The following is an 11,718-nucleotide window of genomic DNA, read 5'->3' on the forward strand; positions in this document are numbered from 1 at the left end:
AATTCAGATAAGAGGACAGACCCATGACCAATCCCCAGATCGACTATGCCGCAATGGCGGCTCAGTGGCGTGCAGAGCGCGAAACCACCTTGAAGGCATCCAGAGTGGAGCTGCTCGCGCAACTACGTGCGCTTGGCATCAGCGAGGTCGCTGTCGAATACGAAGGCTATGGCGACTCCGGCAATGTCGAGGATGTGACGGTGCAGCCTGCAGAGGTCCAACTGCCGGAGCCGCTTGCCACAGAGGTTGGCGACTTCGCCTGGTCGCTCGCCTATCACCATCACCCGGGGTTCGAAAACAACGAGGGCGGCTACGGCACGCTGACCTGGGACATCACCGCCGACAGTGTCACCTTGGATCATGCCGACCGCTATGTCGAATGCTCGCACAGCTATGACGAGGGGCTGTGAGATGGCCCATCCGCTTCATCATGCCGAAAGCTCTGCCCGGAAATTCGGCGGGGTGCCGTCCGACTATCAAGCCGTCCACGACTGGTTCGACGCTTCCAAAGAGCACCTCGCGCTCTTCACGCACAGAGCCATGCGTCACCATGCGCAAGGCCTTTTTGAGGCCGAACGGGTTTTTGGCCTGACACTGACCAATAGTGCGGGCCGCGACATCCCCGTGCGCTGGATCGGCGAGCAGCATATCCGTGAAGACTGCCAGGGCCGCATCCCGAGCATGGCGGACTGGCTGCGACGGATACAGCCTGAGCCATGGATGGCCAATGGCCACATCGACCGGCATTCCGGCGATGAGCCCTGCGGCGACCCAAGGGTTGCCTGGGCCTCCGAGGTCGCCGCCGGACGAACGGTTCTTGGCCTGAAAGATTGGATGGCGGCGCGCGCGACGCGGGCCACGCAAAGCGCCTGACAGCTCTCGGCCGTTTGCCAAACGAATACTGTATGGAAGCCCGGTTGGAAGATCGGGCTTCTTGCGTCGTTTCCCCACCATTCTTCTTAAGGAGGATCGCATGACACTCAATGATATCAAGGCGGCCGTCGATGCGGGCCAGACCGTGCATTGGGCCAATACCGGCTACGTCGTCCACAAGGACCGGCTCGGTCAGTACCTCATCACCTATGTGCCGAATGGTAGCTGCATCGGTCTGACCGACCGGGGCGGGCACCGGTTGAACGGAAAAGAAACGGAGTTTTTCGTCGCGCAATCGAAGGACGCCGCAGAAAATCCGGGCAACCAATCAAGACCAGACGGGCAGGGGAGGGGCGTAGCACCCGGAGGCGCGGGGGCATTCCCACTCGGACGGCAGCTTTGACCCGTGGGCGGGGCTGAAAGGAAAGCAGGCTTTCTGATTTGTGATCCCTCAAGGGGTCGAGAAAGCAATCCCGGATGCGTTGGCAAAAACGTCAGGCACCGGCCAATCCAAAAGGAACCATCCCATGTTCGCAGGAACCCTCACCCGCAACGTCGAGACCGCAGCCGCTCAGTACACCGGCATGATCCATTCGACACGTTTCGATATCGCCATCCAGCTTGAAAACCGCCCGAAGATGTCCGAACGCAGCCCGGATTTTGACGTAACGGCAGTCAACAAATCAGGCCGCAAGGTGCGCATCGGCACGGCCTGGAACGAGACCGGCAATACCAGCGGAAACCCTTACATCTCGATGCAGATCGATGTCGGCTTGGGCCCGTTCCGGGTCAATGCGGTGCAGACGAAAGAGGCGCGCGCGGCCCAGAGCGGCGAATTCGAGATCATCCCGCTGGTCTCGAACGGCCTGATGAAATCCGGCTCGATCTCGGGCGAGCTCACCGCTATGGACGCCGACAACGCCTTCACCGGCTACATCGCCAACATGATGTTCGATCTGGAATTCATGCTGATCGAGAACAGCTATAAATCCGAGGAGACTCACCCCGATTACCGGATCGAGGTCAGCTCGCCCCGGGGCACACCGATCCGCGTCGGCTCGGCCTGGATGGCGAAAAGCAGCCGCACGGGCAATGACTACCTGTCGCTGCTGATCAACACGCCCGATGGCGACCTGCGCGTGAACGCCGTGCAGAACGAAGAACAGCGCGGTGGGCAGACCTTCTCGATCATCCCGTTCATCGACAGCGGTGAGCAGCCGCAGGATGCAGGCACGGGGCTGTCGTTGGTCGCCTAATCGGCGCGCGAGATAAAACGATACGAACCGAAAGGGGAGCCGTGGGACCACGGTTCCCCTTTTTCCATGTCTGGCGGTACGACGCACACATCTGCTTGCGATCTGCTGAATATGATATACGATAATATATTATTGAGAGGACGAGGGTAGGCACATGGTGGCGAGACTGGGAAAAGCTCCGTGGTTCGAGAGCTTTGATGTAGACGCCGAGGTTGAAGAGCTTCTTGCTCATATCGTGCGTTGCACCGGATTTGCGCTGCCTGAACGACAGCGTGATGTCATCATGACCCATGCAAGGTCGAAGCTCGACAGGACAAGGCAGGCATATCTGGACGCCAAGGCAGGGGTCTGCTCCGGCTCAGTGCTAAATCCTACGTTAAGCAAAACCGGTCGTTCCTTCTCGATACAGCGAACGGCAGTTCAGAGCCCACTTTGACCGATGCTGCGTAAAGGATGTATCGCTGCTTTCGAGGGCGGTAGAAAACCTGCTTGATCGCAGCCGCGATGCGGAGGGAAAGCAGCGCCGAGTTGTCGGAACGCGTGAACCAAAAGGCGATCTAATCGAACGATTCAGCGCTTCACCCCGTCTGCGGCTGCCTCTCAAATACTGCGCGGTGCCCAGAGAATAATACCCGCACCGACAAGGCAAATGACCGCTCCAACTACATCCCATTGATCCGGGCGATGCCCTTCTACGCCCCATAGCCACAGCAGGGACGATACGATGTAAACGCCACCGTAGACTGCATAGGCGCGGCCCGCCTGATCGGCGGGGCTGAGCGCCAGTAGCCAGGCGAAAGCGGCAAGGGACAGCATGCCCGGTGCCAACCAAAACACGCTCTTGTCCAGCCGGAACCAGGCCCAGAAAGCAAAGCATCCGGCAATTTCGGCCAGCGCAGCGGCGAAGTAGATAAGAACCGTCTTCATCGGGCCAGACATACGTTCCGAGGAGGATCGGGTCTATTGCGAAAAATCTTTCAAATTCAGAGAAGCGAGCCCAAATCCGATCCAACACTTGGATAGGCCGCCGTCATCGACTTAAGTTGCTTGGCCGCCAGGCCCAGCTTGATTGCCAGCCCGAAGAAATTGATCAGTTCGCCGTATTCCGGGCCGAACAGGTGCGCGCCGAGGATCTTGCCGTTCGACTTGTCCACGAGGACCTTCGCGGCAGCAGAGGTCTCGCCGATCCGGTAGTTCGAATACCAATCGCCAGTGTCGGTGAACCGAACATCGACATCATACCCGGCGTCCCTTGCCTCACTTTCCAACATGCCGACACGCGCCACTTCCGGGACTGTGAAGACGGCTGTAGGAATACCGGCATAATCCGGTGCGGTCTGAGTGTCTTTGAGCATGTTGGAGGCCGCGACCTTCCCTTCGATCACTGCGACTGGCGTCAGCGGCATGCCATCGGTGTCGGCGGAATCTCCGGCGGCAAAGACCGCGCTGTTTGTCGTGCTTTGCAGATGCGGGGCTACAACGATGCCCTTGTCGCTGTAATCAACACCAGCCGCCTCAAGATTCAGATCGGCCAGGGCTGCCACACGGCCCGCGCCATGCACGACCAGATCGGTTTCGATTGTTCGGGTTTCATCGCCCGACTTCACCTCGACAGTGAATGCTCTACTGGCTTCCGAGACCGACACGATTTCGGTTTCGCGCATCAGGTCCACGCCGATACCGCCGCTGCGGTCGATCAGCATTTCGACCAGATCGGGATCGAAGCCGCGTAAGGGCCGGGCGCCACGATCCACGATGATCGGGTTGGCTCCGGCCCGTGCGGCGATATGCGCAAACTCGAAGGACACGAAGCCGCCACCGATAAAAAGAACCCGATTGGGAAGGGCCTCCAGGTTGAGGAAATCCGTGCTGTCGATCACGAGATCGGCCCCTGTGAAGCTCAGCGGCCTGGGCATGGCACCGGCGGCCACGAGGAACCGTTCCGACTGATATGCCGTTCCATCGACCTCCAGCGTGTTGCTTCCCGTGAACCGCGCGGCTCCATGCAGGGTTTCGACGCCGTTGCCCGACAGGCCCTTTTCCATCTTGTCCGGCACGGGATCGGTGAAGCCACGCTTGTGTGCCATCAGATCGGCCCAGTTGATCGACAGATCACCGGGATCGATCCCCTTGCCCTGCATGAGCCGTGCCGCGTCCATGATTTCCGCACCGCGCCGCAGGATTTTCTTTGGATCGCAGCCGCGCAATGCGCAGGTGCCGCCGTAGGGCAGCGCATCGACAATGGCGACACGCCATCCTGCCGCGCCACATTTGTTGGCCGCGGCCACGCCCGCCATGCCCGCCCCGATGACGATCAGGTCGTAGTCTTCATTCATTCTCCGGTCCTTGTCCTGATCTTCATCCGGCGCAGCAGCTCAACTTTGCCACGTCCATATCGAAGGTTTGCGCCGCCAGCTTCAGCCCTTCCACGGTCGTCAGATAGGGGAAGATCGTCTCCCCGAGCGCCTTTGTGGTCATGCCAAACTTCAGCGCCATAACGAGGGTCTGGATCGTATCGGACCCCTCGGGCGCGATGATCTGGCCGCCAAGCAGCCGGTCGGACTTTCTGTCCGCCACCAGCTTGATCAATCCGCGCGTGTCGCGTGCGGCCAGTGCGCGCGGCACCTGATCGAGCGGTACGATGGACGTCTTGACGTCGAGGCCCGCGTCCCGCGCCTGGGCTTCACCGAGACCGACGCCCGCGACCTGCGGGTCGGAAAACACCACCCAGGGCATCGCGGCGTTGTCGTAGCGATGGTCTTCGCCGAGAACCGCATTTTTGGCCGCGAGCTTTGCACCATAGGCCGCCATATAGACGAACTGGTCGCGGTCGGTCACATCGCCTGCGGCATAGATGCCGCGCACCGATGTCTGCATGTCCTCGCCGACGACGATGGACCCACGCGCGTCGGTTTCCACGCCGATTGCGTCCAGGCCCATATCTTTGGTATTGGCCCGCCTGCCAGCGGTCGAAACGAGGTGATCCGCCGTCACTTCGACAGGCTTTCCGTTCTGGATCACGCGCAGTGTCACGCCCGCGTCGTCGCGGCGCACAGTGTCGTAGCTTAACCCGGTCAGAAGGGTGATGCCTTCGGCCTCGAACGCCGCCGCCAATGCCTCCGAGACCTCTGGTTCCGCGCCGGGCAACAGATGCGAACGGGCGACAAGCGTGACCTTCACGCCCATGCGGCTCATCATCTGGGCCAGCTCCGCGCCGATGTAGCCCGCGCCGATGAAGATCAGGCTTTTCGGCAGTACTTCGAGTTCCAGAAGACTGGTGCTGTTGAGCGCGCCGATTTCCTCGATGCCGTCGATGGTCGGCCGAACGGGACGCCCGCCCGTGGCGATGATGGTCCTCGGTGCTTTCAGGGTTCGCTCACCGACTGTCACGCCACCTTCGATCAGCCGCGCGGGACCGGCGTCGATGTAATCGACATCCTCATATTCCGGCAGAAGGTCCGCGTATTTCTTCTGGCGCAGGGTCGTGACCAGATCGTCCTTGGACTGAACGAGCGTCTGCCAATCATCCACTTGTGCCCGTCCCGACAGGCCGGGGAACCGCTTGGCAGCCCCCGCACAGTGCACGGCCTCTGCCGCACGGATCATCGCCTTGGAGGGCACGCATCCCACGTTGACGCAAGTTCCGCCGATGGTGCCATGTCCTACGAGGGCGACACGCTTTCCGGCATCCGCGCCGGTAATTGCGGCGGAGAACCCCGCCGATCCGGCCCCAAGAACGATCAGGTCATAGCCGCCCTGTTCATCGTCGTTTTTGTTCAGGTCTTTCATCTCAGCGCGCCTCGCCATGTTCGGGGTCTTTTGGTCTGGCGGCGAGCAGATATATGACCGCGCCGATGGCGATCAGCGGTGTCAACATGCCGAGGAGGCCGAAGACCATGCCGGTGGCGGTGCAACATCCCATCATCATAAGAGCGATCCTTTCTTTTGCGCACGGTTCAGGAGAACCGCGTAGAGTGCTGTGGCGGCGAAAACGCCGATTGTGATCCGTATTGCGAACCTGAATTCGAGAAGAATGATCAGGATCGACAGGGCCACCGCGAGGCCGGTGGCCCAAAGTTTCGGGGCCGGTCCCGGTTTGCCAGCGCGCAGCCAAAGGGCCTGTGCCACCACGGCGAGGCTGAAAAACAGCAGCGGGAACAGGGCGTAATCGAGCCAGCCCGTGAGGGCCGACAATCCGACGCCAGCGACGATGACGACCAGAAGCGGTGTAAAGCAGCAGAGCGCGGCGAAGAGCGCACCGCCAAGCCCCCATTTCAGCAGACGGTCGGAATTTTCAGGTGTGTCAGTCAAGGAGCCGTCTTTCTTTGTGATGGGTCGGGGCCGGAGGCGCGTTTCATTTGCGAACGACGCAGTGCGCGGACGATCAGGTAGGTCAGACCCGCCAAAACCAGCACGGCAATGCCACTCATTCCAGAGAGCCAAGCCCCAACGCCGCCGAACAACGCTGCAAGCACGGCAGTTCCGCCGCCGCAGCAGACGACCACGACCGGAGCTGCTATTCCGAAGGCCAGCAGGCCACCCATCAGATTGTCACGCATTGCAGGCGGCTCAGGAGGCTGTGTCGGGCAGCACCTGCGCCGGATAGCCATTGGCCGTCACCGCGCCGATGATGCTTTCGATGGAAGTTTCGGCGTCATCGTAGGTCACGCTGTAAACACCCTGCCCGTATTCGGGGCCGTCCTCGAATGCGGCGATCTCGACCGACGGAACACCGCGCATCGAGCTGGCAACAATGAACGAACAGGACGGGCATGTCAGTTCGCTGACGGCGATCTCGACCTGGCGCTCTTCAGCGAGGGCCGGGGTCGAGAGTGCGACGATGGCCAGGGCGGATAACAGGAGATGCTTCATGGTCATGGTCCTCGTTCAGAATTTCAGGATGAAGGGGGTGATGTAGGGAAAGATCATGGCGACAGCGACAATCGCGGAAGCGGCCCAGAGGGTTGCGCGCATGATGCGGCGGTCGATGGGGCGGGCGCAGGTGCCATCGGCACAGGCCTCGGCATCTACAGGCTTGTAAGCCTTGTAGAAGCCGTATCCCAAAAACGCGGCGCTCAGCGCGAAGGTGTACCATTTGTAGGCATAGAGCGCCCCGAGCTGCGCGATGAACACGCCTGTCACGCCAAAGCTGACCAGCACCAATGGAAGGATGCAGCAAGAAGTCATCGCCAGCGCACCGAGGACGCCGAGGCCGGTCACGCCCCATCCCTTGGTGGTTTCGTCGCCAATTTTCTGCGACTGAGATTGCGGAAGTTCCGCCAAATGTTGTTCCATCGAATCTTCCTTGAACAGATGTTTCCACCGTTCTAGGGTCTGTAGTTGATACAGGCTCAAGGGATTTTTCGGCACAATGAGTAACACAAGCGTGAGATCAATTCGGCGGGGCGATTTGGCCCGCGCAACGGGCTGCAACCTGGAAACCATTCGCTATTACGAGAAAATCGGGATCATGCCGGACCCGCCGCGCAGTACGAAGGGCTACCGAAGCTACGACGATGCCCACGTCAAGCGGCTGAAATTCGTCATGCGGTCCCGCGATCTAGGCTTTTCTCTCGAAGAGGTTCGCGGGCTGCTTGGGCTGGTCGATGACCGATCCCGGACATGCGCCGAGGTGCAGATCATCGCCGAAGATCATCTGACTGACGTTCAGGCCAAGATTGCCGATCTGCAGCGCATCGAGCGCGTCCTGTCGGACACTGTTGCGCGATGCACCGGCGATGCTGCCCCAGAATGCGCGGTGATCGATGCGTTACTCGATGCTTAGTCCACCCTAAAGAAGAGGGGGCAACGGACCTTCGTGAACGGCGCAGCGAAAGCCCGAAAAGTCCCGCACTGTGTGATTTTATGCGCAGCGCAGCGAATGGCGGCTTTCACAAACGCAGGTTTGTAAAACGGATGTAAAATAGGCTCTCAGATAGCGAACTCGTGCATCTCAGCTCGTGTCTCAATGTAAATTCCGCAAAGGGTGCCAGCGTCAGGGAAAAATATTTCTTAACGTAGGATTTTGCACTGAGCCGGAGCAGACCCCAGGCAGCAGGAAAGCCGGTGTCCACCTCGCGGCGTGCGTATCTGACCGACCTGCAGGACACGATCTTCATGGCGATCCCGGAAGAGAACCTCGCGCTGATGCCGCTAAGCCAACAGGTCCTGAACGACCCTTCATTTTACGCGGACGCCATGCACTATGCCGCCGCGATCAGCGAGGATGAGCTCTTCATGGCGCTGTCCTCTTCGCTGAAGGACATGACGGTGCAAGACGCCCGGGCGTTCGTCTCGAAGCTCTGGCACAGCACGATCGATGACAATGCCCGCAAATATGCCGAAGCGTTGAAGCGCCCCGAGCGTGAAATCATGCCGCTGCGGCCTGGGAACACCGTGTAAGATCGGAGCCATTCTCTTGGCTTGAGCCCTACCGAGGTTGGCCGCCGCGAATCCCCTTTCCCGGAGGTGGCACCCTGTGCAGCGCGCGAAAGCCGTTGAAGGCGCTGTGGGGACGACTACTGTCGCCAACATGATGAACTGGGATCACATGCGCGTCTTCTTCCGGCGCACCGCGGCGCTTGCCGCTTTTGTCGCGCTGCTCTGGGCGATCCAAGTCGTCAATTGGATCACCGGCTACGGCCTGAACCCGGCCTTCGGCCTGATCCCCAGGCACGGCAGCGGGTTGGATGGTGTCATCGCTATGCCCCTCCTGCATGGGAGTTTCTCGCACCTGATGGCCAATACGCCGCCGCTCCTGGTGATGGGTGGGCTGCTGGTGGCAACGACCACGCGAGGCTTGCTGTCGGTGAACGCCGTGGTGATCGGCCTAGGGGGCGGTCTCGTGTGGTTGTTCGGCGGCTCGGCGATCCATATCGGTGCGTCGGGGCTGATCTTCGGCTGGTTTGGCTTCCTCATCGCGCGCGGTCTTGTGGATCGCTCTCCGATCACGCTGGGCGCGGCGCTGGTGGTCGGTGTCCTCTATGGCTCTATTCTCTGGGGCGTTCTTCCGGGCCAACCCGGCGTGTCGTGGGAGGCGCATCTCTTCGGCGCTATCGCGGGCGCGGGCGCTGCGTTCCTAATCCGAACGCATGTCCATGCGCCGCGCCTCGGCGGCGTCGATCTGAACTGAAACAGTGCAATCGGGCCTAAGCTGCCGATCGACCTCGTTTGGTGCAGCGTATGCTTCATGATCTTGCCAAGAAAGTGCTCTGAACGGTTGCCGTGACTTCTCGAAAGATGGAAATGGCCCACGTTGTTGTTCTCTCCTCTCGTAAACAGAGAAGAGGTGGAGAGGACCAGAACTTGCTCGGCAAGTGGGCTCGCAGGTCAGGGCCAAGGAAAAGTGTCGGATTGCGCCCTAGCAGCTACGCAGTCATAGTGCCACTGAGGGCAGGCGGTAGCAAATAGCATGGACGTTCGAATTCAAACCGGCTGGGACAACGACCCCGCAGGGCGCATTCGAAACTTATCGCTTGCTCCGAATGCCAAGAACTCACTTTTCCCACTTTTTGAAGCTGTGATGAACTCCATTCACGCCGTCGAAGACAGATTTGGCAAGGATAATCTCAGCAAGGGCGAAGTCACAATCGAACTGCACCGCACTGAATCTGGGGAGATGGAAGGCTTTACTATTTCTGACAATGGAATTGGCTTTAACGAAAGCAATCTCGAGTCTTTTCGCCGAATGGACTCACGTGCCAAAGAAAAGATTGGCGGAAAAGGCGTAGGGCGCCTTGTTTGGCTCAAGGTGCTGGACGAGGTGCGTATTCAAAGTGTTTACGATGACGGGTCCATCGGTCGTTCTATTTCTTTTGATTTCAAGGTTTCCAACCCAACGGACAATCTGACCCTTGCGCCAGCGGATCAAAGCACTCCAGGCTCAATTATTCAGTTGACTCCCTACAAACGTGACTACGCTCTGCACATACCGAAGAAGGCAAGCACGATCACAAATCGGCTTTTGGCTCATTTCATAAGTTACTTCATCAATATCAGTCATCCAAAAATTACGGTCTGTGATGTTGATGCCGAGATAGACCTGTTCGAGGCATTCTCAGAATCAGTTGAGCGCGATGCAGATTATCGGTTCACTTTATCCGCTTCTGGCGGGTCCGAAGATTTTGTCTGCCACTGTTTTCTGCTTCCCAAAGCAATCTCTGACGACGAAAGAAGCACGAACGCACTTTACCTTGGAGCAAACGGACGTGCTGTAAAACGGTTCGACATGGACGGGGTGATTGGCCTTAAGGCTATTGATAGTAAATTCGCATTCCTTGGGTATATTGAAAGTGCGGCCCTCGATGAATCTGTGAATGACACAAGAACGGACTTCTCTTTGTCAGAAGATGAGATTGAGAGCATCGTCGATCAGGCGAAAGAGCGCGTCAAGGAGTTCCTCGCCCCCGAACTCGCTGAGATTCGAGAGAAGCAGACAGGCATTGTCAGCGCCCTCCGCATCGAGCATCCTCGTTTCCTTAGTATTCAAGGTACGGATGCTGAAGTCGCGGAAACGCTCCATTACGGCACGAACCGGAAAGAGGACATATTTGTGGAAATGTCCCGTCAGTCGCTGCGTCAATATGAACGCCGTAAGAATGCTTTCAAACGGTCAATTGAGAAGAAGTTGCCTGACGTGGAGGCGAAGGCCAAAGAGTATGTCGCAGAACTCAAGCAAGAGTCGGTGTCGTCGCTTGCTGAATATGTCATGAAGCGCAAGTTGGTTCTCGATGTGTTCGAAGAGAGCTTGAAATTCAAGCCTAATACAGATCAAGATTCCGAGTATGAGGACGTTCTCCACGACATAATCTGCCCTCTGAAATCCACTTCCTCGGATTTGGATTACGACGATCACAATTTATGGATCGTTGACGACCGACTGGCATTCTACTCATATTTCAACTCTGACACCCGCATGGAAAAGCAAGTGTCAGATCCCACTCACCCAAAAGATAGGCCAGACGTCTCCATTTTCGACCTTGGCCTTGGCTTTGAAAATGAAGACAAGTCTTCCCCAATCACTATTGTAGAATTCAAGCGTCCGAAAATCGACAACTACACTTTGGAGAAAAACCCCATCACGCAAGTCCGAAAATATGTTGAAGACATGCGGAAGTCTGGTGAGGCGATCAAGTATGACGGGACTCCCATACGCTCAATCGAAGAAACTACGCCGTTCATGTGTCACATCATCGCGGATATAACACCCAAGCTACGTGATGTCATGAAGGCTCTCGGGAACTTCCACCGAAAGGCGGGTTCAAACACATACTATTCGTGGGACGCGTCCTATTCGATTTTTATCGAGGTCTCGTCTTTCAAAGACGTTCTCGAGTCCGCTAAGTCACGCAACCGAGCATTCTTCGAACGTATCGGGATCTCAGTATAATCAAGTTTGCTTCCGCGTTTCTCTGCCACTTTAACTAATACGCAGGGAACCACCACTTTCCACCCTTCCTTGCGGAACGTAGCGCCAACCCATTCCTCATAAAGAAGTAAGCGCTACGCCGACCACCTCCTGCCATTTCTGATTTGATCTGGGCATTCTGCACGCACACGTGCGGCGGAGGTGTTGGATTTTGGAAAGAGA

16 protein-coding genes are annotated in these 11,718 nt (G+C 58.2%); 8 read left to right on the forward strand and 8 right to left on the reverse strand.

Going from position 1 to position 11,718, the window contains the following annotated elements; genetic code table 11:
• The first annotated feature begins 23 nt into the window (after positions 1 to 23).
• The 4 genes from BLT73_RS14835 (at position 24) to BLT73_RS14850 (ending at position 2,129) form a co-directional block, all read left to right on the forward strand.
• A complete protein-coding gene (locus BLT73_RS14835; RefSeq protein ID WP_090525086.1) occupies positions 24 to 410 on the forward strand; it encodes a DUF6878 family protein in 387 nt (128 codons plus the stop codon).
• A 1-nt stretch (position 411) separates the two neighbouring features.
• Positions 412 to 873, forward strand: a complete 462-nt coding sequence (locus BLT73_RS14840) for a DUF6915 family protein (protein ID WP_090525089.1) — start codon at positions 412 to 414, stop codon at positions 871 to 873.
• Positions 874 to 973: 100 nt separating this feature from the next.
• On the forward strand, positions 974 to 1,276 hold the full coding sequence (locus tag BLT73_RS14845) for a hypothetical protein (RefSeq protein WP_090525091.1): 303 nt from the start codon (positions 974 to 976) through the stop codon (positions 1,274 to 1,276).
• Positions 1,277 to 1,400: 124 nt separating this feature from the next.
• Positions 1,401 to 2,129: a DUF736 family protein gene (locus BLT73_RS14850; protein WP_090525093.1), complete on the forward strand. Its 729-nt coding sequence runs from the start codon at positions 1,401 to 1,403 to the stop codon at positions 2,127 to 2,129.
• Positions 2,130 to 2,729: 600 nt separating this feature from the next.
• Here BLT73_RS14850 and BLT73_RS14860 read toward each other — a convergent pair.
• From BLT73_RS14860 to BLT73_RS14885, 8 genes are read right to left on the reverse strand one after another with little or no spacing between them, the layout of a single operon-like run.
• Positions 2,730 to 3,056: a YnfA family protein gene (locus tag BLT73_RS14860; RefSeq protein ID WP_040546036.1), complete on the reverse strand. Its 327-nt coding sequence runs from the start codon at positions 3,054 to 3,056 to the stop codon at positions 2,730 to 2,732.
• Positions 3,057 to 3,112: 56 nt separating this feature from the next.
• Positions 3,113 to 4,465: a dihydrolipoyl dehydrogenase family protein gene (locus BLT73_RS14865; RefSeq protein ID WP_017467591.1), complete on the reverse strand. Its 1,353-nt coding sequence runs from the start codon at positions 4,463 to 4,465 to the stop codon at positions 3,113 to 3,115.
• Positions 4,466 to 4,487: 22 nt separating this feature from the next.
• Positions 4,488 to 5,918 (reverse strand): mercury(II) reductase, encoded by a 1,431-nt coding sequence (gene merA, locus BLT73_RS14870; protein WP_245727355.1) that lies wholly within the window; start codon positions 5,916 to 5,918, stop codon positions 4,488 to 4,490.
• Position 5,919: 1 nt separating this feature from the next.
• On the reverse strand, positions 5,920 to 6,057 hold the full coding sequence (locus tag BLT73_RS17375; RefSeq protein ID WP_007803572.1) for a hypothetical protein: 138 nt from the start codon (positions 6,055 to 6,057) through the stop codon (positions 5,920 to 5,922).
• Positions 6,054 to 6,440: a mercury resistance system transport protein MerF gene (gene merF, locus BLT73_RS14875; protein WP_007803570.1), complete on the reverse strand. Its 387-nt coding sequence runs from the start codon at positions 6,438 to 6,440 to the stop codon at positions 6,054 to 6,056. Before merF ends, BLT73_RS17375 begins: the two co-directional genes overlap by 4 nt.
• Positions 6,437 to 6,688, reverse strand: a complete 252-nt coding sequence (locus BLT73_RS17090) for a hypothetical protein (protein WP_072629817.1) — start codon at positions 6,686 to 6,688, stop codon at positions 6,437 to 6,439. Before BLT73_RS17090 ends, merF begins: the two co-directional genes overlap by 4 nt.
• Before the next feature lie 10 nt (positions 6,689 to 6,698).
• Positions 6,699 to 7,001, reverse strand: a complete 303-nt coding sequence (locus BLT73_RS14880; RefSeq protein WP_040545980.1) for a heavy-metal-associated domain-containing protein — start codon at positions 6,999 to 7,001, stop codon at positions 6,699 to 6,701.
• Between the two features lie 15 nt (positions 7,002 to 7,016).
• Positions 7,017 to 7,412, reverse strand: a complete 396-nt coding sequence (locus tag BLT73_RS14885; RefSeq protein WP_425427228.1) for a mercuric transporter MerT family protein — start codon at positions 7,410 to 7,412, stop codon at positions 7,017 to 7,019.
• Between the two features lie 88 nt (positions 7,413 to 7,500).
• Between BLT73_RS14885 and BLT73_RS14890 the strand changes: the two genes are divergently transcribed.
• The 4 genes from BLT73_RS14890 to BLT73_RS14905 all read left to right on the forward strand — a co-directional run bounded on the left by BLT73_RS14890 (position 7,501) and on the right by BLT73_RS14905 (position 11,517).
• Positions 7,501 to 7,914: a MerR family transcriptional regulator gene (locus tag BLT73_RS14890; RefSeq protein WP_153218054.1), complete on the forward strand. Its 414-nt coding sequence runs from the start codon at positions 7,501 to 7,503 to the stop codon at positions 7,912 to 7,914.
• A 281-nt stretch (positions 7,915 to 8,195) separates the two neighbouring features.
• The gene (locus BLT73_RS14895; protein ID WP_234994812.1) at positions 8,196 to 8,531 is read left to right on the forward strand and encodes a hypothetical protein; all 336 of its coding nucleotides are present in this window, start codon (positions 8,196 to 8,198) and stop codon (positions 8,529 to 8,531) included.
• Positions 8,532 to 8,661: 130 nt separating this feature from the next.
• Positions 8,662 to 9,261, forward strand: a complete 600-nt coding sequence (locus tag BLT73_RS14900) for a rhomboid family intramembrane serine protease (protein ID WP_017468205.1) — start codon at positions 8,662 to 8,664, stop codon at positions 9,259 to 9,261.
• A 279-nt stretch (positions 9,262 to 9,540) separates the two neighbouring features.
• A complete protein-coding gene (locus tag BLT73_RS14905) occupies positions 9,541 to 11,517 on the forward strand; it encodes an ATP-binding protein (protein WP_072702316.1) in 1,977 nt (658 codons plus the stop codon).
• Positions 11,518 to 11,718 lie beyond the last annotated feature (201 nt).

This window comes from Paracoccus isoporae (assembly GCF_900101865.1).
Lineage (GTDB): Bacteria > Pseudomonadota > Alphaproteobacteria > Rhodobacterales > Rhodobacteraceae > Paracoccus > Paracoccus isoporae.

Bases quoted from the DNA above. Each gene is read 5' to 3' on its own strand.
- BLT73_RS14860 (WP_040546036.1), bottom strand. From the start codon at position 3,056: ATGAAGACGGTTCTTATCTACTTCGCCGCTGCGCTGGCCGAAATTGCC.
- BLT73_RS14890 (WP_153218054.1), top strand. From the start codon at position 7,501: ATGAGTAACACAAGCGTGAGATCAATTCGGCGGGGCGATTTGGCCCGC.
- BLT73_RS14865 (WP_017467591.1), bottom strand. From the start codon at position 4,465: ATGAATGAAGACTACGACCTGATCGTCATCGGGGCGGGCATGGCGGGC.
- BLT73_RS14900 (WP_017468205.1), top strand. From the start codon at position 8,662: ATGATGAACTGGGATCACATGCGCGTCTTCTTCCGGCGCACCGCGGCG.
- merA (WP_245727355.1), bottom strand. From the start codon at position 5,918: ATGAAAGACCTGAACAAAAACGACGATGAACAGGGCGGCTATGACCTG.
- BLT73_RS14835 (WP_090525086.1), top strand. From the start codon at position 24: ATGACCAATCCCCAGATCGACTATGCCGCAATGGCGGCTCAGTGGCGT.
- BLT73_RS14880 (WP_040545980.1), bottom strand. From the start codon at position 7,001: ATGAAGCATCTCCTGTTATCCGCCCTGGCCATCGTCGCACTCTCGACC.
- BLT73_RS17375 (WP_007803572.1), bottom strand. From the start codon at position 6,057: ATGATGATGGGATGTTGCACCGCCACCGGCATGGTCTTCGGCCTCCTC.
- BLT73_RS14845 (WP_090525091.1), top strand. From the start codon at position 974: ATGACACTCAATGATATCAAGGCGGCCGTCGATGCGGGCCAGACCGTG.
- BLT73_RS14905 (WP_072702316.1), top strand. From the start codon at position 9,541: ATGGACGTTCGAATTCAAACCGGCTGGGACAACGACCCCGCAGGGCGC.
- BLT73_RS14840 (WP_090525089.1), top strand. From the start codon at position 412: ATGGCCCATCCGCTTCATCATGCCGAAAGCTCTGCCCGGAAATTCGGC.
- BLT73_RS17090 (WP_072629817.1), bottom strand. From the start codon at position 6,688: ATGCGTGACAATCTGATGGGTGGCCTGCTGGCCTTCGGAATAGCAGCT.
- BLT73_RS14850 (WP_090525093.1), top strand. From the start codon at position 1,401: ATGTTCGCAGGAACCCTCACCCGCAACGTCGAGACCGCAGCCGCTCAG.